This is a genomic window from Mycolicibacterium diernhoferi (assembly GCF_019456655.1).
GTDB classification, from domain to species: Bacteria; Actinomycetota; Actinomycetes; order Mycobacteriales; family Mycobacteriaceae; genus Mycobacterium; species Mycobacterium diernhoferi.
This window is the reverse complement of record NZ_CP080332.1, coordinates 5,378,813-5,405,149: the sequence shown is the minus strand read 5'-3', so window position 1 is coordinate 5,405,149 and position 26,337 is coordinate 5,378,813. Positions and strand designations below refer to the sequence as shown.

21 protein-coding genes and 1 pseudogene are annotated in these 26,337 nt (G+C 63.7%); 13 read left to right on the top strand and 9 right to left on the bottom strand.

What is annotated here, in order from left to right; genetic code table 11:
- Positions 1-21: 21 nt before the first annotated feature.
- Positions 22-849, top strand: a complete 828-nt coding sequence (locus K0O62_RS25645; protein WP_234800124.1) for a class I SAM-dependent methyltransferase — start codon at positions 22-24, stop codon at positions 847-849.
- A gap of 84 nt (positions 850-933) precedes the next feature.
- On the top strand, positions 934-1,929 hold the full coding sequence (locus tag K0O62_RS25640; protein ID WP_079244069.1) for a hypothetical protein: 996 nt from the start codon (positions 934-936) through the stop codon (positions 1,927-1,929).
- A gap of 61 nt (positions 1,930-1,990) precedes the next feature.
- Here the strand turns inward: K0O62_RS25640 and K0O62_RS25635 are convergent, their stop codons facing one another.
- Both K0O62_RS25635 and K0O62_RS25630 read right to left on the bottom strand, forming a co-directional pair.
- A complete protein-coding gene (locus K0O62_RS25635) occupies positions 1,991-2,653 on the bottom strand; it encodes a methyltransferase type 11 (RefSeq protein WP_073856748.1) in 663 nt (220 codons plus the stop codon).
- 152 nt (positions 2,654-2,805) lie between these two features.
- Positions 2,806-4,185, bottom strand: coding sequence for a glutamate-1-semialdehyde 2,1-aminomutase (locus K0O62_RS25630; RefSeq protein ID WP_073856747.1), 1,380 nt, complete (start codon positions 4,183-4,185; stop codon positions 2,806-2,808).
- A 167-nt stretch (positions 4,186-4,352) separates the two neighbouring features.
- On the opposite strand from K0O62_RS25630, the gene K0O62_RS25625 reads away from it, so the two are divergent.
- The 4 genes and pseudogenes from K0O62_RS25625 (at position 4,353) to K0O62_RS25610 (ending at position 10,147) form a co-directional block, all read left to right on the top strand.
- On the top strand, positions 4,353-5,567 hold the full coding sequence (locus K0O62_RS25625) for a glycosyltransferase (RefSeq protein WP_073856746.1): 1,215 nt from the start codon (positions 4,353-4,355) through the stop codon (positions 5,565-5,567).
- 114 nt (positions 5,568-5,681) lie between these two features.
- Positions 5,682-7,217, top strand: a complete 1,536-nt coding sequence (locus K0O62_RS25620) for a lipopolysaccharide biosynthesis protein (RefSeq protein WP_073856745.1) — start codon at positions 5,682-5,684, stop codon at positions 7,215-7,217.
- Between the two features lie 310 nt (positions 7,218-7,527).
- On the top strand, positions 7,528-9,252 hold the full coding sequence (locus tag K0O62_RS25615; protein WP_308214462.1) for a GMC oxidoreductase: 1,725 nt from the start codon (positions 7,528-7,530) through the stop codon (positions 9,250-9,252).
- A pseudogene (locus K0O62_RS25610) lies at positions 9,242-10,147 on the top strand (SDR family oxidoreductase). The gene K0O62_RS25615 and the pseudogene K0O62_RS25610 overlap by 11 nt, the downstream one beginning before the upstream one ends.
- Here the strand turns inward: K0O62_RS25610 and K0O62_RS25605 are convergent.
- A complete protein-coding gene (locus tag K0O62_RS25605) occupies positions 10,101-11,603 on the bottom strand; it encodes a hypothetical protein (protein ID WP_234800123.1) in 1,503 nt (500 codons plus the stop codon). The pseudogene K0O62_RS25610 and the gene K0O62_RS25605 sit on opposite strands and share 47 nt — an antisense overlap.
- A gap of 464 nt (positions 11,604-12,067) precedes the next feature.
- On the opposite strand from K0O62_RS25605, the gene K0O62_RS25600 reads away from it, so the two are divergent.
- From K0O62_RS25600 to K0O62_RS25580, 5 genes are all read left to right on the top strand, one after another.
- On the top strand, positions 12,068-13,318 hold the full coding sequence (locus tag K0O62_RS25600) for a glycosyltransferase family 4 protein (protein WP_234800122.1): 1,251 nt from the start codon (positions 12,068-12,070) through the stop codon (positions 13,316-13,318).
- Positions 13,319-13,593: 275 nt separating this feature from the next.
- On the top strand, positions 13,594-15,708 hold the full coding sequence (locus K0O62_RS25595) for a GNAT family N-acetyltransferase (protein WP_234803653.1): 2,115 nt from the start codon (positions 13,594-13,596) through the stop codon (positions 15,706-15,708).
- Between the two features lie 181 nt (positions 15,709-15,889).
- The gene (locus K0O62_RS25590; protein ID WP_234800120.1) at positions 15,890-16,438 is read left to right on the top strand and encodes a polysaccharide deacetylase family protein; all 549 of its coding nucleotides are present in this window, start codon (positions 15,890-15,892) and stop codon (positions 16,436-16,438) included.
- A gap of 2 nt (positions 16,439-16,440) precedes the next feature.
- Complete coding sequence (locus tag K0O62_RS25585; RefSeq protein WP_234800130.1) at positions 16,441-17,379, top strand: glycosyltransferase family 2 protein; 939 nt, start codon at positions 16,441-16,443, stop codon at positions 17,377-17,379.
- Positions 17,376-18,494, top strand: a complete 1,119-nt coding sequence (locus K0O62_RS25580) for a GNAT family N-acetyltransferase (protein WP_073856739.1) — start codon at positions 17,376-17,378, stop codon at positions 18,492-18,494. Before K0O62_RS25585 ends, K0O62_RS25580 begins: the two co-directional genes overlap by 4 nt.
- On the opposite strand, the gene K0O62_RS25575 is transcribed toward K0O62_RS25580, so the two are convergent.
- A complete protein-coding gene (locus K0O62_RS25575) occupies positions 18,457-19,869 on the bottom strand; it encodes an O-antigen ligase family protein (protein WP_234800119.1) in 1,413 nt (470 codons plus the stop codon). The genes K0O62_RS25580 and K0O62_RS25575 overlap by 38 nt on opposite strands.
- The gene (locus K0O62_RS25570) at positions 19,832-20,686 is read right to left on the bottom strand and encodes a hypothetical protein (protein WP_234800118.1); all 855 of its coding nucleotides are present in this window, start codon (positions 20,684-20,686) and stop codon (positions 19,832-19,834) included. Before K0O62_RS25570 ends, K0O62_RS25575 begins: the two co-directional genes overlap by 38 nt.
- 355 nt (positions 20,687-21,041) lie before the next feature.
- Here K0O62_RS25570 and K0O62_RS25565 point away from each other — a divergent pair, with 355 nt between their 5' ends.
- On the top strand, positions 21,042-22,451 hold the full coding sequence (locus tag K0O62_RS25565) for a nucleotide sugar dehydrogenase (protein WP_079244418.1): 1,410 nt from the start codon (positions 21,042-21,044) through the stop codon (positions 22,449-22,451).
- A gap of 217 nt (positions 22,452-22,668) precedes the next feature.
- Positions 22,669-23,640 (top strand): NAD-dependent epimerase/dehydratase family protein, encoded by a 972-nt coding sequence (locus K0O62_RS25560; RefSeq protein WP_073856737.1) that lies wholly within the window; start codon positions 22,669-22,671, stop codon positions 23,638-23,640.
- 10 nt (positions 23,641-23,650) lie between these two features.
- Here the strand turns inward: K0O62_RS25560 and K0O62_RS25555 are convergent, their stop codons facing one another.
- Genes K0O62_RS25555 through K0O62_RS25540 form a run of 4 tightly spaced genes read right to left on the bottom strand, consistent with a single transcriptional unit; the run spans position 23,651 to position 26,303 of the window.
- Positions 23,651-24,325, bottom strand: a complete 675-nt coding sequence (locus K0O62_RS25555; protein ID WP_234800116.1) for a YveK family protein — start codon at positions 24,323-24,325, stop codon at positions 23,651-23,653.
- A gap of 60 nt (positions 24,326-24,385) precedes the next feature.
- Complete coding sequence (locus K0O62_RS25550; protein WP_073856735.1) at positions 24,386-25,027, bottom strand: YveK family protein; 642 nt, start codon at positions 25,025-25,027, stop codon at positions 24,386-24,388.
- Positions 25,024-25,728, bottom strand: coding sequence for an SGNH/GDSL hydrolase family protein (locus K0O62_RS25545; RefSeq protein WP_234803609.1), 705 nt, complete (start codon positions 25,726-25,728; stop codon positions 25,024-25,026). The genes K0O62_RS25550 and K0O62_RS25545 overlap by 4 nt, the downstream gene beginning before the upstream one ends.
- 35 nt (positions 25,729-25,763) lie before the next feature.
- Positions 25,764-26,303 carry an SGNH/GDSL hydrolase family protein gene (locus K0O62_RS25540; protein WP_205870670.1) on the bottom strand — a complete coding sequence of 180 codons (540 nt, stop codon included), beginning with the start codon at positions 26,301-26,303 and terminating at the stop codon, positions 25,764-25,766.
- Between the last annotated feature and the right edge of the window lie 34 nt (positions 26,304-26,337).

The window sequence follows — 26,337 nt, the reverse complement described above, 5'->3', positions numbered from 1 at the left end:
CGTCCGGAAAGGGAGGTAACTGTGGTCGCGGATGAACACCAGTCGGTGAGCAGCGAAGCTGCGGAACGACGCTGGTCGGAGCTCCTCCGGCGGAACGTCCACAGGTTGAGCCATGTCGCCGGCTTTCTCGGCGCCGGCCAGAAGCCATCCCGCAGACTCAGCGATGCGCAGAGCTACTGGTCAGCCGAGGCGGCACCCGGCTGGACTGAGAACTCGCACTGGCGTAGCGGACTTGGGGAAACAAACTGGGAAGATGTCGGGAAAGAACATCTCGCAATGTTCGAACAGTTCGCGAGAGCCTTGGAGGTATCGACTCACCCCGACGTTGTGATCGACTGGGGTTGTGGTGGCGGTGCAAACGCAGTGGTGTTTGCGCCAATCACCAAGCGGAAATATATCGCGGCCGACGTATCGGGCGAGAGCGTTATGGAGTGCGTTCGCCAGGTTCGCGCGGTGTGTGACACGCCGACCGGGCAGTCGATTATCGACATTGCCGAGCCTGGGCGTACGGTCGAAAAGCTGAAAACGCAATGCGATTTATTCCTGTGCACGTATGTGCTGGAACTGACCGCCGACCGTGATGAAGCCCTGCGTATCCTACGGCTGGCAGAACGTTTGCTTGTCAGCGGAGGAATGGCATTCATTCAGGTCAAGTACCATACGGCTGATTGGCGTACTCGCGGATACAAGCGAAACTATCGACGTAATCTCAGTAATATGACCACATTCGGCATAGAGGAATTCTGGATTGCCAGCGCCGCTTGCGGTTTGATGCCGAAGCTGATCACCCTGGTTCCCAGGAACAGCCTCGATTCACGTTACGCGTACTACGCGTTGGTGAAGCCATGAACGAGGATTGTCCACATCAATTCTGCTGTGTAAACGTCAAACTGACGGATAGTCACCGCGGTGTTCGGCATTGAAAGGAATGTAATGGTTGACATCATGGCGGAGGCTGTGAGCTCCGGTCCTCCACTACGTGTCGGTGATCTCGTCGTTATCAGGCCGCTTGCGGAGATCGTTGCGACACTCGATGACAAGGGCAGTCTCGACGGTATGCCCTTCATGCCCGAGATGGCCGCATACTGCGGTCAACGAGCAACGGTCGTCAAGCGTGCGCACAAGACCTGCGATGGCCATGGGCACCTTCGGTGGCTCGATGACGCGGTGCACCTCGATGGCCTACACTGCGATGGCTCGGCCCACGGCGGCTGTCAGGCGCGATGCCTCATGTACTGGAAGGTGTCGTGGTTGAGGCGCGTCGACGATACCGAAGTCCAGTCACTTCCGCGCGTGGCCGGTGGCGACGCGGACCTTCTTGCGCGGCTGGCTCGCACGACATGGGATGCCGCGGACGGCACGGTGCGCTACATGTGCCAGGCGACGGAAGTCACTGCCGCTAGCCGACCACTGCCCGTAGGTGAGGTGAAGCAGTACCTTTGGGACATATCCTCTGGAAACTACAGCATCTGGGCTTTCACCCGCATTATGACGAAAGCGGTGTTCAACCGCTATCAGCGTTGGAGTGCAAACCATCTGCCGTCCGCGCTGCGCGTGCATGACGGACACAGCCTCAATTACATCCAGGGACACGGAACGAGCACGCCGAAATCGACGCTGGATCTGCGGGTCGGGGAGCGAGTTCGTGTTCGCCCGCGTCGTGAGATCGAGGCGACCCTTGACGAACACAACCACAACCGTGGTCTGCTCATCGACGCCGAGGATGCCACCTGGTGTGGAGCGGACAGCACGGTGATCGCCCGCGTGAGGCGGTTTGTCAACGACGAGACCGGCGAGATGATCGAGATCAAATCTGACTGTGTGATGCTCGACGGAGTCGGCTGCCGTGGCGAGTATTGGCGGATGTGTTCGCGCGGCCTGCCCACCTATTGGCGTGAAATCTGGCTGGATCGTATCGATGACCAATGACTGCTATGCGAAAGTGTGATCGCTCCGGCAGGAACGGGACTGTGAAGTTGTATGCCGGGTATCAGCGGACCGCGATGAGGGATTTGGCCATGCCCAATACCCGTTCCTTCAGGATCGTGGAGGTTGGGAAGTAATCCTGCATTTCCGCGATGCTGAGTAATTCCGTCCACAGAACCGCATCACGCGCCTCGTCGATGGTGTTCGGCCTCGTGTGTACCAGCGGCCAGTGGTTCGCGACTTGCACTCGTGCGGCAACCGGCATGAACTGCATGCCTGGGAAAAGCCAGTGCGGTTCGACAGGGAAGTAGCGGTATGGAGTCTGCACCCAGTGCCGCGGTGCCAGTCCATCGATCTCCGATGCCAATTCGCAGCGCCGCGCGTGGCCGCCGACATGTTCGATCAGCGAATTCGAGAAGACGATGTCAAAGTGCGTGCCGGCGCCGGCCGCGGCCAGGGCGGCGGTGGCATTACACCCATCACCTTTGATCGCGAGGATGCTGTCTCCGTCGGGTTCCCCAGGCTCGAACAGATTGAGCACCGTCACCCTTCGGGGCTTCATGGGCGACCGGTGCCACGTCTCGGCGGTTCCCCCGAGATCCAGTAGGTTCATGTCCTCGATGTTCGGAAACGTCTCGCGAAACAGTTCCCAGCGCTTCAGGCGAGCTTTCGCGCCGAACGAGTTGGGCGAGTCCACGAATACCTGACGCAGTCGTGTCGCGATCATAATCCCCCTCCGCTCTCGATATCCCCTGCGCGAGAACACCGATTGCCCAACTCCCCATGTGAATCCAACGCTACGCTTGTTGCAGCCTGTCCCAGGCCGAGATGGCGCTCCGTCTTTGGTTGAACCTGTATTTGGTAGGAGCGCCGACTCGCTCAGCCGGGCGGGGAAGTCTGCGTTGATGCGGTCGGAGACTCTATTCGGCGCGGGGCGGCGTACTGGCGGACTGCTGGAGCAACGGGACGGCCTTCGAGTAATCCTTCGACTGAACCGCACTCGATTGCTCGCCTGTACAGCGGGAGCGCGCCACGGACGGCAGCCACCGTCTGTTCGATATCGGCATCGGTGTGCGCCGCGGAGGTGACAAAGGACTGGCCCAGCACACCGCGTTTGAGCAACTCCTGGAGAAAGAGCGTGCGATATGCCTGGGAAGGAGTCTTGTCAGAATCTCGTGTGATGTAGGTCAAGCAGGAGGGCCTCCCGGCCAGCTGCACGTAGTCGGCCAGTCCTTCTTCGCATACCGCGGCCTGTACGCCGTCGACCAACAGCCGCCCGGCGTGCTCCATTCGAGCGATCGGGTCATTGTGCGCGTACTCCTCGACCACAGCCCGGAAGGCGGCGAGCGACCCTCTTTCCGGCCCATGCGTGGTGGACAGCAGGAAGACCCGCTCACGGTCGGTGCGTAGGCCACCGAGTTCCATGTACTCACGCTTTCCAGCCAGAGCGGACAACGGAAACCCGTTGCCCATCGCCTTTCCCCAGCAGGACAGATCGGGGCGAATTCCGTAAACCCCCTGCGCACCATGCTCAGACCACCGGAACCCGGTGATCATCTCGTCGATGATGAGCAGCGCTCCATGTTCGTCACAGAGCCGCCGGACTCCTTCGAGGTAGCCCGGCTCGGGCTCGGTGGTTGATGTCGCGGCCTCGAGAATCACACACGCGACGTCATCGGAGGCCAGCACTTCGGCGAGGGAGTCGAGGTCGTTGTACCGGAAGCCCGCGGTCGCGCCTCGGCTGAATCCCGGTATTCCGCTGCTCATTTCGGTGGTACCGATGAACCAGTCGTCGGTCGAGAAGAACGGCTGGTGACAGGCGGCGATCTTGATCCGGCCGGTGACGGCGCGGGCCAGGCGGACGGCGGCGGTGGTGACGTCGGATCCGTTCTTCGCGAACTTCACCATGTCTGCCGCCGGAACGAGATCCAAGAAATCCTCGGCCGCATCCAGCTCGAGTGTCGTCGGCCGGCTGAAGTTCACCCCACCGGCAATGGTCGAGCACACTGCCTCGACGACCGGCTGAAAGCCGTGACCGAGCGTCACCGACCGCAACCCCATGCCGTATTCGATGTATTCGTTGCCGTCCACGTCCCAAACGTGGCAGCCCTGACCATGTGTCAACACCGGGGCCATGAACTCCGGGTATTGGTCGGAGCCCCGTGAGTAGGTGTGTGCGCCGCCCGGAATCAGATGGTGGAGTGTCGCCTGAAGTTCGCGCGACCTCTCAAATGATCGAACTGCCGGAATGTTCGGCATTTGCGTTCCCCGTGAATAGGCCTGGTATTCCGTGTAGTGTACGTCGCGTCCGGGTTTGCGGGGAGGCTAACAAACGGCTCGATCTTCGGTAGCTCTGCCAAGAATGGGTATGACGCCGGTTCGCCACAGAGTTTCGAGGTCGGCCGCTCCGAGAAGCGAATCAGTTCGTGATCGAGAAAGCTGTGTGGGGGATGCGGGCATACCGATTCGTCAGGAAGGCGCCGGATGCGCGTGTTCTCTGCGTCTCGAACCGCGACATGTTTCCGGTCGTCTCGCGGAGTGGATTGTACGAATTCGAGGACCTCGTCGGTGCGATTGACTCGGTGGACCTGATCGCTCCCCAGGACACACCGGATCCAACCGGTGCCGGCGGTCCCTGTGGTCACGCCACCCGGACCCTACACCGCTTGGGGGCGAAGATATTTCGACGACTGTCGGTGTCCCTGGAGGGAATGGCCCGAATCGCCATCCCGCGTCGTCCCCCTGCCGATATCGCGCGAGACTACGAGATTCTTTTCGTCAGCAATCAGTCGCCCAAGGATTTGTACAACGTCGGTCCATGCGCGATCTGGCGTTCCAGGGCCCGGGTATCGGTGTGTTACATCGATGAGATCTATCCGTCCGATGTGCCCGGTTTGGGCGGTCTTCTGGACGTGCTCAGGCGATTTGATCACATCATGGTGTCCATCCGCGACACGGTGGAGCCGCTTGCGCTGGCGACAGGCCGGCCATGTCATTTCCTGGCCCCGTCCGTCGACGCGCTCGAGTTCTGTCCGTATCCTGCGTCCCCCAAGCGGGTCATCGACTTCTACGCAATGGGTAAACGACCAGCTGAGACGCACAAGGCGCTGCTTCGGATGGCAGAGCGCGGCGACTGGTACTACATGTATGACACGTTGACGAACTGTCCCGTTACCAGTAACGCCGAACACCGCCGTCGCCTGGCGGAGATGTTGAAGCGCACCCGGTTTTTTCTCGCGACCGCCGTCCGGCACTACAACCCCGAGCGCACCGGCGGCAACCGAGAGCTCGGTCTGCGCTATTTCGAGGGTGCTGCCGCCGGGACCGTTCTCATCGGCGACGCACCCGACAACGAATCGTTCAACGAGAACTTCGGCTGGCAGGATTCGGTAATCCCGCTTGCCTTCAATTCCGCTGACATCGCGGACGTAATCGATTCGCTGACGGCCGATCCGGACCGAATCGAGCGGATCCGACGGGCTAATACGGTGAACTCGCTGCGGCGACACGACCACGTCTACCGGTGGGGGCAGATTCTTTCCATTGCGGGCTTGGAGGAGACCCGCACCATGCAGGACCGGCGGCGCGAACTGGGTGAACTCGCGGCGTCCATCGAGCAGAAGATGCCCGAACTCCAGTGAGCATTCTGCGACGCGCATCTTTCCCCGGTCGTGCCGCCTGCCCGGTCGGTAACCGGCGTGTCTTGAGTGGGGTGCGCCCGGAAGCGCGGTGGGGGCGGTCGTCACGGGCCTGCGATGTCCAGCCCGGGTAGCGGTCCAGACAGGCCCGACGGGCTTGTTCCCGAGCAGGCGCCCGCCGACGAGGCGCCGCCGGTCGAGCCCCTCGGCAGATCCGCGGCAGCCGGGACATTGTGGCTGACGGCGGCTCAGTGGGTGATGCGTCTGACGGGTTTGATCACCGTCGCGATCCTTACCCGACTGCTCACTCCCGAGGACTTCGGCGTCGTGGCGGCAGCGATGACTGTCACACCGTTCCTTCTGCTCCTGGCAGACCTCGGGTTGTCGACCTATGTGATTCAGGTGAAGCATGCCGACCAACGATTGTTGAGCACCGCGTTCTGGTACTCGCTGTCCATGGCGATCGCACTGATGGCGGCCATTGCTGTCTTCGCACCCGTCATCGCCGCCCTTTTCAATCTCCCGGGCGCCGCACCGGTGCTGCGGGGGTGCTCCCTGGCGGCCGGCTTCATCGTCCTTTGCTCGGTGCCCGCGGCGCTGCTGCGGCGGGAGATGAAGTTTCGCCTGCTCTCGCTGCAGTGGTTGTTCTCTGCCGTCATTGCTCAGGTGGTGGCCATCGTTCTCGCTGTCCGCGGCGCGGGGGCGTGGGCACTGGTGAGCCAACTCGTGGTCGCGGAAGCGATCAGTTGCGTCTTGTGCTGGAAGGCTGCGCATTGGCGGCCGAGATTTCAGTTCTCCAAACCGGAGTTCTTCGCCATGGCGAAGTTCGGAAACAAGGTGGTGACGGTCGACCTGATCGTGGCCATGAGACCAGCGGCCGAGGCCGCGATCATCTCGACCGTCCTAGGCCCGGCCGCGCTCGGCTACTTGAGCATCGCCCAGCGACTGGTTCAGGTCATGCAGGATCTCGGCGGCAAGGCGTTGGTTCCGGTTTCGACGGTTGTCTTCGCCAAAGTCCGTGAATCTCCCGAGCGGCTGCAGACCGCCTATGTAAAGGCGCTCAGCATCGCGTATGCCGCGGTGTCCCCGCTCATGACGGTGGTTGTGGTCGGGGGCACCCTGGTCGTCCCGCTGCTGTTCGGCCAGGGGTGGGACGAGAGCGTTCCGGTGGCTCAGGCGCTGGGTCTTGCCGCAATTCTGACCTTGGGTGCAATCATCGATCAGCGTCTGTTTTACGGCACCGGAAAACCGGGCCGTTGGTTGGCATACGCGGCGTGCTTCGGCGCACTCGAGATAGCAGTGACAGCGTTGGTGGCGCACAAGGGCTTGAATTGGGTGGCAATCGGATTCGTGTTCGTGGCCTTGGTGGCGACCGTCGTCCGGTGGTTGCTGGTAGGGCGACTGTTGGGCATTCGACCACGCAGACTTGCTGCGGTGTTCGCTGCTGCTTGCGCAGCTGTTGCCGGTTCGGCCGGGGCGGGACTCCTCGCGTTGAACCTCACCGCAGGGTGGGCCCAGCTGTGGTCGTTGGCGGCGGTCATCCCGGCCATCGGTGTGGTTCACCTCGCGATCGTTCGTGTCGTCTCCCCAGAGGTGTATAGAACGGTGCTGGCGCTGGTCCCTCGCCCCCGCAGTGCGGATGAGTCCACCTGAGCGGCGCGATGTTCGAACAACCATGACAGTTGTCCGCAGCGGTATGGGCGTGGTCACGTCGACGGAGCAGGGGACGGGTCGACTCCGCCCTCTGTACACAGGCCAGAGAATCACCGTTGTGGAATTTCGAAGAAGGCGCCGGCGGCTCGCGAGGTTGCCGGACCGGGAATCCGACGCCAAAATTCCTCGTGCAGTTGATATTACAAGATCAATGTGTTTGCGAGTTCCGGGAAAGCGCTGTCAAATCTCCTGTCAAGCGCCACACTGATACGTAGATGAAAAGCAAAGATGATCACTTGATCTGAGGCGCATGGAACGCCGATCATCCGCCGCCTGGGACCAAGGGGGAGCACATGACAGAGCCAGGGGTTTCCGAGAAGCCACGCCCGGTTGTGGTGCCGTCATGAACGTCCGGCCCAGTTGCGGTGTGACCGTGGATGACCGGGTGACAGAGACGCTCGACGTGATCGTCGTCGGGGGAGGGCTGGCGGGCAGCGTTTCGGCGCTCGCGGTAGGTGAGGCGGGGTACTCGGTCGGGGTGATCGAATGCGGCCGGTCGCGATTGCAGGAACCGGAGCCCGGGCCGACTATGCGGCGAAAGCTCATAGCTAGGCTCATTGGACACCCGTTGCCTCGCGTAGGCCGGTGGCCCGTACCGCTGATGCGTGAGACGGGCCGAGGTCGATCGGCGACGCCCATGGCTGCCGTCCTCGGCATCGGACCGGGTGGTTCCTCGACCGTCTATGGCGCGGCTCTGTCCCGCTATCGGCGATCGGACTTTGCACCGCTGCGGCCACCAGGCGCGTTACCCCGGGAATGGCCATTCGAGTACGACGAGTTCAGGCCATTCTACGCACGTATGGAGAAGATGCTGCGGATCGCTGGGACGCCGGATCCGCTAGACGCCGATGATGATGCGATGCTGCGTTCGCCGCCGCCACTCGGCCCCCGTGACACGGCGCTGGTGCGTGCGATGCGGGAGGCCGGACTTCATCCATACCGCCTGCATGTCGGGATCGACTACCTCCCTGGTTGTTCCGAGTGCCTGGGAGATGCGTGTCCGCGTGCCTGTAAGGCGGACGGTTACAACCGGGCGCTGCAGAAAGCGGAGACCTGCGGTGCTCTCGTCTACCCAGAAGAGACGGTCGTCAGACTTGAGCCTGTACCGGACGGTGTGCTGGTCATCAGCCGGGAAGGGGGGCCTGGGGCCGCCGATGGGGCCGACCGGGTCCGCCTGGCGCGGACCGTGGTTCTCGCTGCCGGCGCTTTGAACACGCCTCTCATCCTCGCGCGATCGAGCGGGTTGTGGCGCGACGGATTCCCGCCGCCGATGCTGGGGAGGGGACTGATGTTCCACGTAACCGACATCCTCGGTCTGCGTGTGCCGCATCAGGTCCCGAACTATGGGCCGCAGAAGACATTGGCCATCCGTGACCTCTGCGAAGGGGGCGAAGTCCAGTCGATGGCGATGCGGGTGGGAGCCGCGCCGATCGCGTCTTTTCTGCGCGGCGAGGCGGAACGACTCGGTTTCGGTTGGCTCGGTGTGGGCCTGGAGGCCCTTCGAGTTCCGGCGGCCATTGCCGCGCGGTATCTGGGCGCGGCCGCGACGTTCGCTACGGTGCAGGAAGACTACGCATACCCGGGTAACCGTGTGTGGGAGGATTCGAGCCATCCTGAACGAATCCGTTTCAGGTATGACGTTTCGGCTGAGCTGCGCGAACGTTCAGAGCGATCGCGGCGTGTGATCCGAGAGCGCCTGCACCGTCTCCGGCCGTTCTTCCTCAGCCAGTTGGCGACTCCGAATTGGGGACATCCGATGGGGACCTGTCGGATGGGGGTCGATCCGGCAGAATCGGTGACCGACTCCCAGGGCCGGGTGTGGGGGCTGTCCAACGTCGTGGTGGCGGATGCCGCGACCTTGCCATCTTCCGGTTCGACCAATCCGGCCCTGACAGTCGCCGCGAATGCTCTGCGGATCGCCGAGGCACTTGTGGGCCGAATGAACGACGAAGCGAGACCGCACCGTGTCGGCTGATTCGATCGAGCGGGCCGACACCTTCCCTGATCCGCGCATCTCCCTCGATTCATTTGCGCACCACCAGATCCGGGTCGCAGCAGTCACCGGTGGCGGTAGCGGCATCGGTCGTGCCGTGGCGCACGGGCTAGCGACGGCAGGTTACCGAGTTGCGATCCTCGGTCCGCGGATGGACACCTTGACCGAGTCCGCACAGGCCCATCCCGACATCACCCCGTTCAGCCTCGACGTGGGCGATGCCCGCCAGTGTGATGCCGTGTTCGGCGAAGTCGAGAAGCAGTAGGGTCCGGTCGACATTCTGATTGCGAACGCGGCTGTCCACCCGCGACTGAATTTCCTGGATCAGAGTCCCAGCAGCTTCGAAGCGACGATTCAGGTCAACGTGCTCGGGGTGGCCAACGCAGTTCGCGCCGTGCTGCCGGGCATGTTGGCCCGAAGGGTCGGTCGCGTCATCGTTGTGGGTTCCTTGGCCGATCAGAGCCCTCGGGCCGGCGACTGCGCCTATGCCGTGTCGAAAGGGGCAGTGCACGCATTGGTCCGTGGCATCGCCACCGAGATCGAGCGTGTCCGGTACCCGAACGTACTGGTGAACGAGTTCAATCCGGGCCGAACTCGAACCGGCATGAGCGCAAGCGGACAACCGCCCGAGGCCGTGTACCCGATGATCCAGGCGCTTATCGACCAGCCGTCAGGTGGCGCGCATGGCCGGATGTTCGTGATGGGTCGCGAAGTGCGCCCGCACGAAGGTGTGCGGCGGATGTTGCTTCGGCGACTGCGCCTCGGTCCAGAACTGCTGCGGCTGAGCCCCACCCGGTCCGGTAGGGCCGGCGCGCGATTCCTCGCCGCCGTCACATCGCTGGATTGGAGACCCACTTCAAGTCGTCGGTCGCATTGACGTCCCATTTGAGGTCGGTCGGCCCGTCGCGTTGCGCCGGCACGTTGTTGCGATGGAGATCCCAGAACGCATCGACGAACGGATCGAAGCTGGTCGTCTCCTCGGGAGGACGCTCGTGGCCCTGCCGGTCGGCGGCATACTGGTCCGTCTTGCGCATCCAGTCGTCGATGTTGTCGAAGAACGCATTGTGGTTCCATTCGACTTTGGCTTTCATCAACAGCGCCGCGAGCCCCTGGCCGACCCAGGCGCGCACGGTGCAACAGATCCGGTAGTCCTCAGATGTTTGATCCCACTCGTCCCATTCGCTGGGCGGCTTCTCCTGGTAGGGCTGGCGTGGTCCGTGATGCCACACCATCTGCCAGAGCGCGTGCTGGCCATACCAGCCCCGGCCATAGTAGGTCTGGGCGTCCTCATGGAAGACCGTGCCCCGCGGATCTGGGATGAAGGCGGGGTCGCCGAGCATGAGGCCGGCGAACAAGATAGGCCACTTGCGCCCGCTGGTGACGCCGCCACCTTCGTTGAACACTGCGCCGAGCCGGACCATGCCGTGCAGGTCGATGCCGTACTGGACGAGTCGGTAGAGCAGACGCCGCTTCTGATCTTGGGAGGCGTCGGTGTTGAGCAGCAGCGACGCGGAGCCCACGATACGAGCGATCTCCCGACCGTAAGAAGGCTGGTTCTCGACGGGTAGGAGCCACTGACCCTCCCATGCACCGTTCAGGTGGTCCAGCCAGGGTCGCTCGAGGTAACGCTCGTACTGCGCGAACGAGGGTACCGGGTATTTCGTGGCGTCTACGGGAAGGTTCTGGAGAAGATCCCAATTGAGGCCGGAGGCGCGAAAGATCTCTTTGTCGGCCCCGACATAGCTCGGCCGGAAGGCATCCGCCGGCGGCGTCTCGGACAGACTGGTCAGCACTGCCGCTGTCTTCATCACGTTGCCGGATTCTTTCTCCGAGGACCACATCAGGTCTGCGTACATCGCGGTGTTCGGCGTGGAGACCTCGCTGATCGAAGAGATGAGGGATCGATCGGCCTCCAGTTCATAGGGGAAGGTGATGGATGTGGCTGCGTCATAGGTGGTTCCGCGGGAGTCATAGCCCTGAGCCGGACCGACGTCCATCACCACCATCGATCCGTTGCGCCGCTCTCTGTTGTCCTGCAGGCCGCTGTCGTCCCACTGATTGAGGCCGAGGTCGGTGACTTCGGCCGGCGGGGCCGGCCCCGGCTCCGGCGTGACGGACACGACGTTCACAGGGCCGATGACCCACCAGTCACCGGTGATGAACTGGCCGACGGGGTAATCACGGTCGAACTTCCAGGTGATGCCGTACTGGGTTACCTCGCTCGCGCGTTGCTCGGTGACACCAGCATCTTGGCACGCCGTGAGCGTGCCGGACATGACGAGCAGCGAAATGACGATGAGCGCGACGGGCCTGCGAAACCGGATGGTGCGCACCTCGATGAGTGGCGGTGGTGGTGGTTTAGCCCGCATCTGCGGTGTTCCCGTCGCAGTGGCCGCATCCGCGGTATGAAGGTTCGACGTCGTCGTGGCGGGTCCGCTTCATGGGAATCCAATGTCGTTGTGGCGTCAGTCGGGTGCGGTGGTGGACCGGGTTGCCGTTGGCGTATCGCAGTGCGCCGTACGGGCATTCTCGATGGCTTCAGTGTTGTGTTGATCGGCCTCTGTGGGGGCCGATCGGGCATATCAGCGAGTGTAGGGCGTTTTGCTGTGTCCGGGCGGCAAAGTGTTGTAACAAGCTGAGAATTCGCCGGCGGGCCCGCGGCACCCGGGTGGTGAGCAGGCGCGCTGTGCACAGATGAGACAAGAGTTGTTTGCCTAGTGGAAGATTCGTCATCGTCCACCGTCGTGTTGTCGAGTGACAGCCTGACGGTGGGCACGCGTGCAATTACGCTCGAAGGGTGTCCCGTCAAGCGGTGAGAGTTGCGATACTGGGGATCAACTATGCCCCGGAGCCGACCGGGATCGCCCCCTATACGACCGGCCTCGCACTCGGTCTGGCCGAGCGCGGCCACGACGTACGGGTCCTGACCGGTTTCCCGCACTACCCACAATGGAAGCGCGCCGAGAACACGTCTGGATTCCGCTCTGCCGAGCATGTCGACGGCGTACCGGTGGTCCGGCTCAGCCACACGGTGCCGAAACGCCTTTCCTGGTCTGGCCGAGCGGCCATGGAGGTCACCTTCGGCCTGCAACTGTTGAGCACTCGATGGGGTCGACCGGATGTCGTCGTGTGCGTCACGCCACCCTTGCTGGCGGTCGCAATGGCAACTGTCCGGGCCCGCTTGACCTGGCCGCGACCTGCCATCGGCATGGTGGTGCAGGATCTGTACAGCCGGGGGGTCACGGAGACCGGCGCGGCGTCAGGACTCTCTGCCGGTGCGGTGCGCGCAATCGAGTCGGCGGCCTTCAGGTTCGCCGATGGGGTCGTGGTCATTCATGCGGGGTTCGCGGCCGATGTCCGGCATCTCGGGGTGGGTGCGCATCGCATCCGCGAGATCCGGAACTGGACTCACATCTGCGCTCCGGATCCCGTGGCCAGTTCCGCCTTCCGTGCGGCACACGGGTGGGGGATCGACGAAGTGGTGGTTCTGCATGCCGGAAACATGGGCTACAAGCAGGGATTGGAAAATGTGGTCGCCGCTGCCGGTTTGGCGAGCCGTACACACAGCCCGGTCCGATTCGTCCTACTGGGCGACGGCAATCAGCGCGTACACCTCCAGGCGATCGGCGCCGGGGTTCGCGCGCTCGAGTTCCTGCCTCCGGTCAGTGACGAAGAGTTTCCCGCCGCCCTCGGGGCCGCCGACATACTGTTGGTGAACGAACGACCTGGGGTCGCGCAGATGGCCGTGCCGAGCAAGCTCACGTCCTATTTCAAGGCGGGTCGACCGATCCTTGCCGCGAGCGACAAGGCAGGGTTCACCGCTCAGGAGATCACGGCTTCCGGGGCGGGCATCCGGGTGCGGCCGGATCAGCCGGATCTGCTGTTGAACGAGGCGGTCCGGCTTGGCGCAGATCGTTCGCTCGCCACGCAGCTGGGCCAGGCGGGTCGACGCTACAGCGAGGCGTTCCTGTCGGCTGCCGCGGCGGTGGACAGCTACGAAGAATGGATAGCCGGTCTGTCCGCGTCGCGGCGAAGCGTGCGCAGCTGAGGAGAATGTCAGAGTCGTTGCGAATTCACATGACTCCTGCCCGAATCCGCTGGTAGCTGACATGAACTCGCCAAGTTGCGGATGGCGTCGAACGGACCCCGGGTCCGAGCGGGGTCTCCGTGCATTTTGGAGGTTCTTCTCCGGTCAAGCAAAGTCTATGAAGTTGGCCACAGCGGCTCTACAATCCTGCACACTGGTGCTGAGCGCGCGGGGGGATCGATGGGGCGCGCGCGTCGAGGAGGGCGACATGGGGGAGTGGCGGGCCCGTGGTTAGCGTGTTGGCGCAAACCGGGGCGATTGTGAATCCTGATCCGCTGAACCAGGTTTCGGGGGCACGTCGGCGCGGCGCGGTGATCGTCCCTGCGTACAACGAGGCGGCGGTGATCGAACGCACGCTGTCCCCGTTGAGTCGGGGCGCAGCCGAGGGATTCTTCGAACTGATCGTGGTGTGCAACGGGTGCACCGACGGCACCGCTGATGTGGCGCGAAGTATCCCCGGCGTGCAGGTCTTGGAACTGGACCAGGGGTCGAAGCCTGCCGCACTCAATGCCGGCGATACGGCAGCCACCCTCTGGCCGCGACTGTATCTGGACGCCGACATCCAGATCTCGCCGGCCTCGGTTCTGGCGGTCCTCGATCGGCTTGCACAAGGCGACGTGTTGGCGGCCCGCCCGGACTGTCGGTACGACGTCGACGGCGCCAGCACGGTGGTGCGCTGTTATTACCGGACACGCCAGCGACTTCCGCAGCACAAACTGGCGATGTGGGGTGCGGGAGCGTACGGACTCAGTGCCGCTGGGCACGAGCGGTTCGGCTTCTTTCCGATGGTGACCGGCGACGATTTCTTCATCGACAACCAGTTCGCCGCCCACGAGAAGGTCGTGGTGCCGACCGAGCCGTCCGTGGTGAGAACTCCCGCCGATGCCAAGAGCCTGCTTGCCATCCTGCGGCGCAGTCACAAAGGCAATGTCGAACTCTCGGCGCCGGCCCGAGATGGCTCGCCCGCGCGGGCGCACAGCACGGGCGCGAACACGGCGGTCGCCGTCATGCGGGCGGTCGGCGGACCACGATCGGCCGTCGATGCAGCTGTATATCTGGGCATGGCGCTGGCCAAACGGCTGACCGCCGGCCAGGCCCGTAGCTGGGAACGAGACGAGAGCAGCCGAGTGGCCGGCGGAACGGCGAGGGATGGCCGGCTTCACGCCTCCGGCCTCAGCGTCGAATGCCTCGGTTGCCCGGATGATCTCGACAGGATCCGTGCTGAATGGGATGCCCTGGTCGAACTGACCGGCAGTGACATCTACTTCACGGTCGACTGGCTACAAGCCTGGTGGCATCATTACGGGCGCGGCCGGACCTTTCACGGGCTCGTCTTCAGGGAGCACGGAAACTTGGTCGGCGCGCTTCCCTTCGGTGTGCACCGCGTCTGGGCAGGGCCGGTGCCGGTGCGATTGGCCCGGTTTGTCGGGGCCGACTCCACCCTGCCGGTCTTCACCCCGGCGATCACCAAGGGCTATGAAGAATCGGTGCTACAGGCAGCCTTCGAGCTCCTCTTCGAGGACGCGCGGTGCGATGCGGTCAGTCTGTCTCCGCTTTCGGGTCTCTCACCCGCGGTTGCGGCTGCCGAGCGGGCGGCGGATGGGCAGAAGTTCAGGACACTGCGTTCGGATAGCCATGGACCCCATGCGGTGTTCAATCTCCCTGAAAACTTCGAGTTGTACCTCCAGAGCCTCAGCAGTGCACAACGCAAGGCTCACCGGCGCAACCTGCGGAAACTGAACATCGGGTCCGACATCTCATTTCGAACGATCAGTGGCGACGCGGCGGTCGAATACTTCGACCGCTTCGAGACTCTGCACGCGACGTACTGGCGCACGAAGGGCAAGCTCGGCCACTTCGGCGACTGGCCGGGCAGCGCGGACTTCAATCGGGACCTCATTTCCCGCATGGCTGCGACGGGACGGGCTCGGTTCTATGAGCTCGCCGGCGATGGTCGTGTCCTGGCCGCCGAGTACGGCTTCGTACTCGGCGATCGGTGCTACTCGCGCCTGCCGGCCCGGGACGCCGATCCAGAGCTGGAGAAGCTGGGCCTGGGCCGGGTGAGTGTGGTCGAGAAGTTCCGGGTCCTGATCGAAAGCGGACACCGAACGGTGGAAAGCGGTCCCGGCCATTACGAACACAAGGTTCTGCTCGGAGCCGAGGAACACGCGCTACGCCGAATCGTCACCACCCGAAGATCCGGGGTGTCCCGCTGGAGAAGCACGCTTCTGATCGCCTGGGCCGATCTACTCGACCTTGTCTACTATCGCGCGTGGTTCCTCAAGCTCCGGCGCAAGCTGCGGCTGCCACCGCGGCCGCTGTGGCGCCCTTGGATACAGACCCGTGTGTGAGCCGACGGGGGAATCCCCGGTCCGACGAAGAGTCGGTCGGTCAAGTCGATCAGCCGCAGTCCTGGGCAACTCGATCGCCAATATCACCGTCCACGGGATCGGGACTCCCAAGCGCCAACTCGACCGCGGCGAGGATCAGACCTGGGTCAGTACAGCGCAGTTCGAGCAGATGCTCGATGCCGTGGCGGGGAGGTCGGATGCTCACCTGACCTTTGATGACGGCAATGCATCTGATGTGGAGATCGCGCTGCCGCGCCTGCTGGAGCGGGGCCTCACCGCGGAGTTCTTCTTGCTTGCCGGTGAATTGGGGGCACCTGGACGTGTCGACCAGGCCGGAGTCCAGGAGTTGCAGGGTGCCGGGATGACAATCGGTTCACACGGCTGGTCGCACCGGGACTGGCGCCGCATCGACGATATGCAAGCCCGGGAGGAGATGGAAGTCGCTCTGAGAACACTGACTGCTCTCACCGGTAGTCCCGTGGTGCGGGTGGCGATTCCGTTCGGCTCCTACGACCGACATGTCCTACGCAGGCTGCGGAACGCCGGAGTGTCCCGCGTCTACACCAGCGACGGTGGGCGGGCCCGCCCGGACGCCTGGATACAGGCGCGGACCAGTCTGCGTCATGACATGGATGCAGCCTGGACCGCCCGAGTGCTCGATCCAGACCCGTCGCTCATCCGGCAAGCGCGGGACAACACCGCGCGAGCGGCGAAACGCTGGCGGGGTTGATCGTGCCGGAGGAGGCCAGTGTGCGACCGGCGGGCTGGGCCCGGGTGGCAGTGGTGATCGTGACATACAACAGCGCCGGCGTGCTCGGCGACTGTCTGCGTGCGCTGGCCGACGAGGGCACACCGTTGGCAGCCGTCGTGGTCGCCGACAATGCGTCCCGAGACGAAACATGCCAGATTGCAAGGGATTTCGCAGATCTGGATGTGACCGTCGCCGAAATCGGGCGGAATGCAGGGTACGCCGCGGGCGTGAACGCAGGTATCGCCGCACTGGACCTGGCCCACCTGGACGCGGTGCTCGTGCTCAACGCCGATTGTCGCGTCTCGCCCAACACGTTGCAGGTGCTGGCCTCGGCACTGAGGCAGTCCGGCCGAGGGATCGTCGTGCCGCGGCTGCTGTACCCGAATGGTTGCCAACAATATACGTTGCGCCGCAAACCGACTGTGGTCCGGGCGCTGGTCGAAGCACTGGTGCCGGGTGGGCTCGCCGGCCGGTTGGGGGCGCTGGGGGAGCGGGTCACCGATCCTCGGGCCTACGAGCAGCCGGGCGTCACGTCTTGGGCGACCGGGGCCGCGATGATGCTCTCGGTGACCGCGTTTCTCGACGTCGGCCCGTGGGACGAGTCCTTCCTGCTCTACAGCGAGGAGACCGAATACTGTCTGCGCGCGGCCGACAAGGGATGGTGCACCTGGTACGAACCGGCCGCAGTCTTCGAACACGTCGGGGGCGACTCCGAAACCAAGCCGATGTTCGCCTCGATGCTGACGGTCAACAAGGTGGAACTGTTTCGACGGCGGCATAACCGGATGCACGGGGCGTGCTACCTCGTGGCCGTAGCGGTGGGCCAGGGTATGCGCGCAATAGCCGGCCGTCCCACGTCACGCGCCTCGATCATGGCTCTGTTCCAGCCATCACGCCGAATGCAGGAGCTACCGACATGACCGGTGAGACCAACCCGTCTCCCGGCGGCGGCGCCCGATCTCGGCTGGTGCCATTTGCCGAACTCAGCGTCCAGGAGATCGACGCCTGGCACGAGCTCAGGGCCGACAACCCAGCGTTGGACAGCCCCTATTTCCATCCTGGATTCGCGGCGGCAGTGCAAGCCAGCGGGCGGCCGGTGTCGGTGGTGGTCGTACGTGACAGTGCAGGCGCGGTGTCCGGGTTGCTGCCAGGCCACCGCCAGGGTGCGGTGCTGCAACCTGTGGGCTGGCCAGGTGCGGACTTTCAAGGGCCGGTGTTCGCCACCGGCAGGGCGCCCTCGCCGGCCGAGCTCTTGGCGGACGGTCTGCGGGTGGTGGAGTTCGACCATTTGGTTCGGCCGGGGCCCGACTTCGACCCGTGCATCATCTCCAGCGAGCCGTCACCGTGCATCGACACCTCGGGCGGGCTGGACGACTACCTGGGTCGGGCTTCGCGTAGCGGTAAGGACAAGATGAAAGAGGCTCGCCGATGCCTCGCGAAAGCGGAACGAGACTATGGACCAGTACGATTCGCGATCGATGTCGTCGATCAGGACGGGCTCACCCGGCTGATCGAATTGAAGAGAGACCAGTACCGCGCAACCGGCAGCCGGGACTACTTCGCGCAGTCTGGCCACATCCAGCTGATGCACCGGTTGTTGCACACTCGTGAACCTGCGTTCGGAGGTGTGTTGTCGACCGTGCACATCGGCGATTGCTTGATGGCAGCCCATTTCGGTATCCGCTCCGATCATGTGTTGCACTGGTGGTTCCCGGTTTACGATCCCGTGTACGCCCAGCTGTCTCCGGGCTGGATACTTCTGCGTGAAGTCATCGCCGCTGCACCGGAACTCGGCATTCGGCGCATCGACCTCGGCCGCGGCTACGATGAGTACAAGCGTCGGGCGAGTACGGGCGGGACCTCCGTGCACCGAGCGTTCATCACCAACAGCAGCACACGGCGGATGTTGCACAGTGGACGTCACGCCGTGGTCAATACCGTCAAGATGTCGCCCCTGGCCCCAGGTCTGCGGAAGGTGACTCGCCGCATGCGTGGTGTCAAGCTGTCCGGCCGTCTGAGGTCGCCACAGCCTTAGGTCCGCGACGTGCTCGCCACGCCTGCGGGCGCGGGTCAGGTGAGTCGATCGTGAAGCCGGACCACAACAGACCAAAGGTGATGAAGAACAAGAACGTTGCTTGTTGGAAGCCGAACAGGTCGAACGTGAAGCTGGAGATCAGTATCGCGACCAAGATCGCCCCGAGCACGTAGCCTTGATACCGCTCCCGTTGATTCGAGGCACGGCGCAATGCAGCAGCGATCCCGAAAACACCTCCGCCGGCGAGCACGATCATCGCGGCGACACCGAAAAGTCCGCCTTGCACGATGGCTTGCAACCATTCGTTGTCCAGCCACCCGTAGATTTCCGGCGGTGATGCCCCGAGACCCAGACCGAACACCGGATGGGCGCGGAAGGTTTCGGAGACCGTGGCGTAGTCCGCGGTCCTGGAGAGAACACTCGGGTCCTTTTCCGACGTGATGATCGTCTGCCACAGCGCATTCGCGACCTTCGGAAAGGCGGCGATATAGCCGCCCAGGGCGAGGGCTCCGACGACGAGTCCGGTGGCGATCTGCCGCACGGTGTGGGCGAACATGAGGAGCAACAGTGCTCCGGCGAAGGCGATCACGCCTGTCCTGGAGACTCCGGTCGGCACGGTCAGGATCGCCAGGCCGCAGATGGCAGCCGACAGTATGCGGATATTGCGCACGCGGGCGTAACGAGCGAAGTAGAGGGCGAGAGGTACCGTCGCCGCGGTCAGGATGGAGTACTCGATTGCGTGTTCTGACGTACCCAAAGCGCGTTCGACTCCCGCGCGTTCAACCAGGGACAGGGTGTCGGTGTTGACCACAAATCCCGGTGGCTGAAAGAGAAACCGCAAGTCGATGGCGGCGACGCTCTGCAGTAGGCCCACCAGACACGCGAAAGTCATTCCGCACAGCAGGCATCCGAGCACGAAGTCGCGTTGCCGGGGGGTTCGGACCCGCATGACGACGTAGAGACCCAAGCCGATGTTCGCGGTCAGGGCAATCAGACTGCGAGTCATGCTCGCCTCGGTGGCCGAGGATGACGGCAAAGGGGTGAAGTCAGCCAGCGCGACTCCGAAGGTCGTGAGCCACAACAGGAAGTAGATCAGCAGAATCAGTACGCCGGGCCGAACTTGCCGAACCTTCACGGTTCGGCGGACCAGCACGAAGCCGAGCATCACCAATCCGAGTAACACCACGGCGATCATGCGTGCCGGCGAGCCGTTGCTCTTCAGTGGCCCGGGAAGAAGCACATAGCTCGGCAGGGCCGTAATGAGAACGCAGAGAAATCCGAGCAACCAGGGCAGGCGATCCTCCGTGCCGGCGCCCTCAGCTGTGGTCCCCGGAGGATCAGTCCGGACGGGTGTCGCCAACTCGGAAGCGCTCACTGGTGTCCCTGTCATGTTCGTTCACTTCGGCGTCACCACTCGGCTGTCCATTTGTCGACGGTGTTCCGGCGCTGTGCCCTCCGGTCATCGATGTCGACCCGTGTGCGGTTTCGCGCCGTCGGCGGATACGGCAGAGGAGGACGTCCAGCAGCACGGTGGCCACGACCGTCAAACCGGCTCCGGCAACGAAGATCGATATTGTCGAGCGGGCGCGTGAAGGCATTACCCCGTACGGTGTGCTCGGGGGTGAAACCACAAAGGGCCGAACCATCTGCGCTTCGGGAACCTGGGCTTGTTGCTGCAAGGTGCGCAAGGTTTCCTCGGCTTGCGCGGATACGAGTTGGATCGTGAGCGACACGGCTTCTTCGTCGGCGTCGGTGGCCTCGATCATCACCAGGGGTAATTGCTGCATGTTCGCCGGGCTCGGGAACATCCGGGCGTTGTAGTCGGGGATGCCGCCGGACGCGACGACCTTTTCGATCACGGCCGGCTCGCTGAGACCGAGTGCGGTCATGTTGGCGATCAGCGATGCGCCGCCGACGTCCAGAAGTCCGTTGCGCGGAACCGGGATGCCTTGTACTGCATTGTCGATGCGGGAGCTCGGGGCAGCCAGACCTATGACGGCGTTCGAGTAGTAGACCGTTTGCGCCGCGTTGTACGTGGAGTAGCTGATCCAGCTCACGATTGCCAGCAGCGGAATGAAGACGTACCAGCGGCGAGCGCACGACCGCACTACATCAAACAGATCCACGTCATCGTCCCCTTCGTGATCGAAATCAACGGGAGTCTGGGATTCGGTACTGCTCAGGCTACCCATCAGGCGGTCTTTTGGTTTTGAATCCGAGATTCGCGGGGCGAATAGACTCTGCCTGGCTGTGTGCCATCGGCTCGCCCGAAAGGGCATATCTGTGAAATGTAATTGATGAGGCAAAGGAGTTTGAGCACGGCTTCATGGGTCCGGCCGTAAAAGTTGGCGGACATCGGCAATCGCATAACGGGAAGTTTCTTCAGCAACCATAGCGCTCCGCGCAGTAATCGCCTTCGCAACTGTCCCGGTACGAGTTTCGTCGTACACTTCTCCAGTGGGGGCAAACAGTGTTAAGATTGCCACTTCGACTGGCGGGTTTCGTGCTCCTTCGGGCTATGGGGCCGCAGCACGGGAAGGGCAGTCGATGCTGGAAACTGGCACACCGGGCGGAGACGCAATCGCCGTCCGCGAATCGGAAGATGTAACTCAGGCCGGCCCATCCTCCGCGCGAATTGCGCGGCGGGTCGCCGTTTTCGGCCTCGGCTATGTGGGGAGCGTATCTGCGGCCTGTCTTGCCCTTCGTGGTCATTCGGTCATCGGCGTCGACGTGAACCGCGAGAAGGTCGAAATGATCAACCGGGGGCGGGGTCCGGTGGTCGAAGACGGTCTCGACGATCTCGTCTTCTCGCAGGTTGTCTCCGGACGACTATGTGCGACAACGGATGCCGCCAGAGCGGTGGCGAACACCGATATCGCACTGGTATGCGTGGGCACACCCTCGGCTCCCAATGGGAGCCTCCTGACGACGTTCCTCGAACACGTCAGTGAAGAGATCGGGGCCGCACTGGTCGGGCGGACCGAGCGCTACACCGTAGTCATCCGGTCGACGATGTTGCCGTCCACGTGCGAGCAGATCGTTCTGCCGCGACTGCAGTCCGCCTCGGGGTTGCGGGCCGGGGAGGACTTCGGGTTGGCGGTGAATCCGGAGTTCCTGCGCGAAGGCTGCTCGATCGACGATTTCTTCGAGCCGCCGAAGATTGTCGTCGGCCAGTTCGACGCGGCGAGCGGCGATACAGTCGCGGACCTGTACCGGGGGTTACCTGGCCCGGTGTTCCGAGTACCGATCGCGGTAGCCGAGATGACCAAGTACGCCGACAACGGTTTTCATGCCCTGAAGACCGGGTTCGCCAACGAGATCGGTGCGGTGTGCAAGGCGCTGGGACTCGACAGCCACGCCGTGATGGACATCTTCACAGCCGACACCAAGCTCAACATATCGTCCGCCTACTTGCGTCCGGGTTTCGCGTTCGGTGGCTCATGCCTTCCGAAGGACCTCCGTGCGCTCGTTCATCACGCGCGGCGATCGGAAGTCCCTGTGCCGATCCTGGAGAGCGTCGGCATGTCCAACGACGGCCAAATCGACCGTGCTTTCAAGATCATTGAGTCAACCGGCAAGCGTCGGGTGGGGCTTCTCGGCCTTGCGTTCAAGACCGGAACCGACGACCTGCGTGAGAGCCCGCTGGTGGCACTCGCCGAGCGTCTTCTCGGGCGTGGCTTCGAGTTGCTGATCTACGATCGGCAGGTCGCGGTGCCACGTCTCCTCGGCGCCAACCGCGTGTACGTCGAGCAGCGAATCCCGCACCTCTCACGGTTCATCGCCGACTCACCCGAGGATGTCGTCAACCATGCCGAGGTGTGCGTCGTGGGCTCGGCAGACTCTGAGGCGATTGCCGCACTGCGGAACGTCGACGGACGTATCGTCCTCGATCTGGTCCGGTTTCCGGGTTCGGTGGACTGTCAGGGTGACCCCCGATACATCGGTATCAGCTGGTAGTGGCGGCGTACCAGCCGGCAGGCGCCGTCGAATGGGGATGCGCGGAAGCGGTCACTCTGTCTGGCGCGGCGCGTACCATTGACTGCGATTGGCGCGCCGAATAGACCTCAGGGGGGCAGGTGGGCGTTGTTCAGAAGTTTCATGAGCTGAGTCACGGATCCGATTTCGACAGCCGGGGAACAGGTTTCGGGCCGCCGGCGGAGAGCGCTTTCTTCAGGTGAACAGAGTTCTCGTCACCGGCGGCGTCGGCGCGATCGGCAGTGCCGTGGTCCGAAGATTGTTGCGCGACAATGCCTGCGCCATCCGAGTGGCGGATCAACGTGCGGCACCGCAGTGGATGCTTGACAGGTGTGAAGTGCACACCGGAGATCTGCTTTCGCTCCGCGAGGCCGAGGCGGTTGTCGAAGGATGCACCCATGTCGTGCACCTGGCTGCCATCGTCGGCGGCATCGCGAACTTCCATAATCTCCCCCACACGCTCCTCGCCATGAATACCGGCCTCTACAACTCGGTGTTCGGTGCGGCTCTCCGCGAGAACGTCGAGCGGCTGGTCTATGTCTCCTCCTCGATGGTGTTCGAACAAGCGACCCAGTTTCCGACCACGGAGGAGCACCTGCAGGACTGTCGTCCCCCACGCTCGGCGTATGGATTCTCGAAGCTGACCGGTGAGATTCATTGTCACGCTCTGCACGAGGAACACGGGTTACCGTTCACCATCTGCCGGCCGTTCAACGCGTACGGACCCTGCGAACTGCCCGATGTCGAACCGGGGATCGCACATGTCGTACCCGATCTGATCTGGAAGGCGTTGTCGGGTCAGCGCCCACTGCAGATCTTCGGATCAGGTCATCAGACGCGCACACTCACCCACGTCGACGACATCGCGGACGGGATCGTCACGGCGATGTTCCACCCCGCCGGTGAGAACCAGGACTTCAACATTTCTGCGTCCGAGGAACATACGGTGGCGGAGACCGCACGGCTGATCTGGAAATTGTGCGGGTTGGACCCCGAGCTCTTCGAGCTCGAAAGCGTGCCGAGTTTCGAGGTCGACGTGCAACGCCGCTGGCCGTCCGTCGAGAAAGCGAGAAGGCTGCTCGGATGGCAGGCACGTGTCGATCTGCGAGACGGTATCGCTGCGACGGTGGAGTGGCTCCGGGAGCAGCAACTCGCCTCTCGGAGAGGATGAGTAGGCGGGTTCAGTTGGACTCGGCCGCGTCGACTGCTCGTGGCGCGGGCCCATAGCTGTCCGTCGCTCGGTGTCGTGCACGATCATCGGCTTCGACGTCATCGGCTTCGACGTCATCGGCACTGCCGGGCAGCCCCGGGATGGGGTGGTTGCGCGTTTCGCGGATCCATACTGCGACAGCTCCGAGCAGGAGCGCCGTCAGGGCCGCGAGTAGAAGGAGAATGACCTGCTCAAACGGATCCCGGTGTGCGGGGCCGGCGGCGCTGACCAAGGTGGTGTGGACCTTCTGACTGTCCTCGCCGGTGGGTGTCTCGATGGCGGCGGTGAATGCGATGAACTCGCGGGCTGTCGCATCGGCGATCTGTTCTGCTCGGTCGGACGACCTGTCTCTGACCGAGATGTCGATGAGGGAGGTCTTCGGCGGCACGTTGGTGGCGGAGATCTCCTGGGCGAGTTCCGAAGGGGCCATCGGCAACCCGAGTCTGTCGATGACCCGCTGAGTCACCAGGCCGCTGGTCAAGAGCGGAATGTAGGAATGGATACGCCGCGTCGCGACCTCCTCATTCTGATATGCCGCGGCGGTCGTCGACCCCTCGACCGACACCATCAGCCGGGCCGATGACACGTATGTGACGGGCGAAAGCAGTATCGCAGCTGTTCCGGCGGCGAACACCACCGCGGCCACCGCCAGGTACGTCGCCCAATACTTTTGTGCCGCAGCGATAAATGATTGAACAGTCAACTTTCACCCCCGCCGTTCCGCGTCTTCTCTTGCAGTTCCGGCAAGGACCGCCCGGATCACCGCCGCGCCGGCACCTGAGACCAACCCGATCAACACGGCACCGGACAGTACGACCAACAGTGGTAGGCCCCACGAGACCATCCTGGTGGGTAGCCCGGGCGGGTCGACGACGACGAGCTCGGCCCGAGGCACTAGTAACCCGGGCACCGACTCCAAACTGCGGACCATTTCGGCGTATTCGGAAAGGAACACCGTCGCCAGCTGGTGAGCTTGGGTGCCGGACCGGGCGCCGACCGATAAGGCGATGAGCGCGGTGCCCGGTGGATTCTTTCCCGTGATCCGCGCGGACAGGGTTGCCGGGTCGACGTCGAGGTTGAGGTCGGCGATCACGCGGTCCGCGAGGGTTGTGCTCTTGGCCAGCTGAGCATAAGTAGCGGCGCGCTCGCGGGCGTAGGTGTCCCCGCCGTCGACCACGCGGCTGACGTCGCCAGGGGTCCGGACGAACACGGTCGCGTGTGACTGGTACATCGGTGGCTGGAGAACCAACATCACGGTGGCGGCGGCCAGCGCAAGCAGGACACCCCACAGCATCCACCGCCACCCCGCGCGGAGGATGCGCAGATACGCCGTGAGTGCAGCGCTCACGATGACGGACCCAGCTGTTGCGACTGCAATGCTGCGATGAGCGACGTCAGAATGCGCTGTTCGCCTCTGGCGTTCGGGTGGAGCTTGTCCGGGGCAAGCAATTCCGATGTGTCGGTGCCGGTCAATGTGCTGATCGGGTCGATGAAGATCACGCCTTTGGCTGCAGGCTCAGCCCGCAGGTGTGCCATGAACTCGTCGGTCATTCCGAGATCGTCGCCGGGGTCCGCGAGGAGCCGTGGCCGGATGAAGACGATCTGGGCGCGCGGCCAGGCCCGATATACCTCGCCGAGTGTCGACACCGTCTCCTCGAACACGTAGGTGCGCGGCGCGAAGGCATCATTGCGGCCACCGTCGAGCAACACCAGGTCGGGATCGTATTGAGCGGACAGGTGCGGGATACGCTCGATGAAAGACGAGGACTCTCCGGTATACGGATCGTCCCAGCGGTTGGCGGGCCCGCCGCTGATGTACCCCGTTCCGCCGACCGCGGACAGCGCGCAGAGCCAGCCCATCAGCACCGCGGCGCGGCATGCATAGGACAGCTCGGCGGAACTCTCGCCCGCGGTGTACGAATCCCCGATGAACAACGCCAGCGGCCGGGTTTCGCTGATCGGCTGCTCTGCCCCGGAGTGGGAGAGCACCGGGTGGGGTTGGGGAGAACGGGAAACCGTGCTGATACCGATGGCAATCGCGACGACCATGGCGGCTGCGCCGACATCCGACCACCGTGCCCGGGTCATCGCAGAACCTGCGCACGAAGCCACGCTGCGACCCTGTCCGCGGTGACGGATTGCCCCTCGTCGCTCGGCCCGCTGCGGTCCGGGTGCATCTGGGCCTTGGTGAGCAGCGGGGGATCGAGGGCGTCGAAGAATGGCACCTCGGCCCGTTCGGCCACCGCTTTGACGGCGTCGTCCACCCGCCGAACCGACTCCGGAACGGGTGATTCATACCAGAACGGACCGATCACTGCCGCTTGTTGGCCACCCCGGATGATCTTGTTGATCGCGTCTGTCGCCCCGACGGTGACCGCTTCCATTTCCGGCACGGACGCGTCAGCGGTACCGGTCACCAGCAAGATGAGTCGGGGGCGCTGCGCTTGCGCGCGATCGACCTGAAAGCTGAAGGCTTGTCCCCCCATTCCGTCCGCGGCGAAGCCTGCCTCGGGGAGCGCATAATTGGATACCGCCCATCCGGTTCTGGCCGCCATCAGCGTTGGCCAGACCACCCGGTTCTTGATGCCGGCCGTGTTCTGATCGCCGACCACGGCAATGGTCAACGGCGGCGGGGGAGCCGTGGCCGGCGCCCAGGCG